Source organism: Mesorhizobium sp. WSM4813, assembly GCF_055811555.1.
On the sequence record NZ_JBVVQU010000125.1, the window covers coordinates 1 to 3,272 of the forward strand.

Below are 3,272 nucleotides of genomic sequence, written 5' to 3' on the forward strand. Positions count from 1 at the left end.
ACGCTTCACCCCAGCCGAATGCGCCAACTACTTCAAGGCAGCTGGATACGACCCAGATTAAACAGGACGCGCTCTAGACAGCTCTCGGCTCCCGCTCGAACACGGTAAGCAGCTGCCGCAAAATCCGGCGTTCGCCGGCCCTGTTTCGAACCCCATTGTCGAAGCCGGAATGCGGAACCGGCGCTTGAACTCCAGTTGATCTACCATCTTGCGGACCGACTTGACGCCGGCGACGTCGGGTCGATTTGGATGGCGTGCAGCGGCAGCTAGGCATGTTTTCACGCAACTGCCTGGCGCAGACTCTCGATCAGTTCCGTGCCGAAACCGCTATGCCTGCCCCTTCCGGGATAGCAAAAGCGCATCTTCCGTAAGGCCACCGGCTTGATGCTGCAAGACCATCGCCACGACGTAAGACCAGCAGGTTCGTTCCCAGGCGTTTTGGGCCAGTGAATTCCCTGATTTATTGGCGGCGTCAACCGGGATGGCCAGCCCATGTCTGCCCGATACCAGAGCCGACTTGAGGAATTCTCGCACGGCAAATGCGTCAACTACCAGATGCCGTAGTTTCGGCGTTCAGCCGAAAACCTTAGACAAGATCGCGTCAACCCACTCTCTCATTGACGCTCGCCTAGATCAGGGACTCATCATGAATACCGACGCTTTCGCCACGTATGAATCTAACGTTCGTCGTTATTGCCGGTCGTTTCCGACAGTATTTACGAAAGCTCTCGGGGCGACAATCTGGGACGAGTCCGGTAAGCCTCATATCGACTTTATTGTTGGGTCTGGCGCACTTAACTACGGACATAACAACCCAACTATCATTGCCCCAGCAATAGAATATATGATCGGTGAGAACATTCTTCTGTCGCTTGACATGTATACGGCGGCAAAGCGTGACTTAATTGAAGCGTTTGTTGAATCGATCCTGAAGCCCAGAGGCCTTTCGTACAAGATACAGTTTCCTGGGCCGACCGGCACAAACGCCAATGAAGCGGCACTGGCCCTGGCGCGAAAATATACCGGTCGCTCGAGTGTCATGGCCTTCACAAACTCATACCACGGCATGTCGCTTGGCTCTCTGGCGGTGTCGGGCTCGGCGTCTACGAGAGAGCTGGGAGGCGTCGCACGCCACGATGTGATCCGTGTGCCTTATGACGGCTATGCAAACCAGGCTTTCGATTCTGCCAGTTACATCGACCGCGTTTTGGGCGATCCGGGAAGCGGCATAGAAAAACCTGCCGCAATCATTTTGGAGCCTATCCAGGCAGAAGGCGGCATGAACACCGCATCCGCAGCTTGGCTCACAGAAATTCAGCGCATCTGCCGCAAGCACGGTATTGTTTTCATCGTTGACGACATTCAGGCAGGATCGGGTCGGACCGGTGATTTCTTCTCGTTCGAGTTCGCAAAAATCGAACCTGATATAGTGACTCTTTCCAAGTCCCTAAGCGGTTCAGGTAGTCCGTTGTCCATCGTTCTGATTAGACCCGACCTGGACATATGGAAACCCGGAGAACATAGCGGGACTTTCAGAGGCAACAATTTCGCCTTTGTGACGGCAGGGGCCATGTGCAAAATGTGGTCGGACCTCCGGTTTACTGATGGCGTCGAGCGGACAGCGGTCAAGCTGCAAGCGCACCTTGACCGCCTTGTCGCTAAGTTTCCCAAGTGCATTGAACAGAAGCGCGGCCGCGGTCTGATGGCCGGCCTCAAGTGCAGTTCATCGGCCGCTGCGAGCCGTGTACACGATATCGCGTTCGAAAACGGTCTGCTTATCGAATCCTCAGGGCCAGATCGCGACGTTATCAAAGTTCTCCCGCCGATAACCATCACCGATGACGAGCTCGATCATGGCATCGCCGTCCTTGATCACGCACTACAGGAGCAAGACAATGTCTAGTCAGATATCTCAACCGCCGGCCATCTCCCCAGTTACTGTCAGAGAACGCACTGGCTCCATCAGCACTGCTGACATCATCTCAGTCATGAAAGGCGAGACCACCGCTCTGCACATGAAGCAAGCTTTCAGCACTGAGGTCGCCGAGGAGATCACCGCCAACTTCAGTGGCAGCACCGGTCTCAAGGAGCGAAAAGATGGAGTGCCCGGACAATATGTCGGCGCATCGCACTACAGGAAGGACGCAGCCACGTATTTCGCAGAGGCCGAAAATGCGCGACCGTACGTGGAGGCCCTGTTTAAGAATTTGGTTGACCCGGTCCGAGCAATATTCGGCGCGTTGAAGCGCGAGCTTGACAACCAGGGCGTTGAATTGCGACTGGCCCGTTCAGAACACGGTCAGGCCAATGTTTGTCGTGCTATCAGCTGGTCTGGCAGCGGCACATTTTCCTTGGATCCCCACGACGATGTCGCTCAAGTCTTGCGTGCTGGGAACGGTTATGAGCTTTCTTCGGTGGCGCACAACACTGTCGCAGCACTCAACTTCTATCCCAGCATGCCGGAGGAAGGCGGCAATTTGAGGCTCTGGAGCCATAAGCCGACAGTTGCGGACCGAATATCACAGGGTGTGGAGACCAACGGCTATCCGTATTCGGCAGCCTATCTTGAGGGCGTTCCTTGTCGCGAATTTCAGCTCAAGGCGGGGGATATCGCCCTGATCGATGGTGGTTTCGTTCACGGGGTCACCGGTCAATCAGGAGACGGAAAGCTTCGCTTGGTGCTGAACAGCTTTTTCGGCTTTGCGCGACCAGATCTTGTTGTCTGGTGGACCTGAAGTTGGGACGACCGACCTCCGCTGGCAGGTATAACATCCGTTCGCAACGCGGAGGTCCCTTCAGGCACAACCATCTGGTTGATCCAAAGACCGACAGTGTCATAATACACGATTGGCGCTCAGATGCTGCCGGTCGCAGACCCAACGACCAATTATTTGTCGCGTCACTGCCTAGTGTGCGGGTGATCTAGAGGGGTCGCTCTTAGCGCTTGATCAAAGACCCGATATAGGCACGACACCGTGAGCCACAGGCTGTTGTTGCCGGACCTTCCTGAAGGTTGGGAGCTCGCAGCGGTCCGCTGTTCACGGAGCGCAGCCGAACACACATCGCAAGGTGTCGGTAAGCATAGGAAGAAGCAGCGCGAGACGGGGAGGAAAACGTCTCCTTCTTCGCAGATATATTGCGCGATCTACCTGCGTCGGTACGCAGTAAACCGCTGCTGGCCTTCGACTTTTCCGAACTAGAGCGCGTCCTGTTTAATCTGGGTCGTATCCAGCTGCCTTGAAGTAGTTGGCGCATTCGGCTGGGGTGAAGCG

Annotated in this window: 2 protein-coding genes; both read left to right on the forward strand. The window is 55.6% G+C overall.

Annotated elements, in window-relative coordinates:
- Positions 1-646: 646 nt before the first annotated feature.
- A complete protein-coding gene (gene ectB / locus AC0L25_RS32230; RefSeq protein ID WP_473599153.1) occupies positions 647-1,903 on the forward strand; it encodes a diaminobutyrate--2-oxoglutarate transaminase in 1,257 nt (418 codons plus the stop codon).
- Complete coding sequence (locus AC0L25_RS32235; protein WP_473599154.1) at positions 1,896-2,735, forward strand: 2OG-Fe(II)-dependent halogenase WelO5 family protein; 840 nt, start codon at positions 1,896-1,898, stop codon at positions 2,733-2,735. The genes ectB and AC0L25_RS32235 overlap by 8 nt, the downstream gene beginning before the upstream one ends.
- The last annotated feature ends 537 nt before the right edge of the window (positions 2,736-3,272 follow it).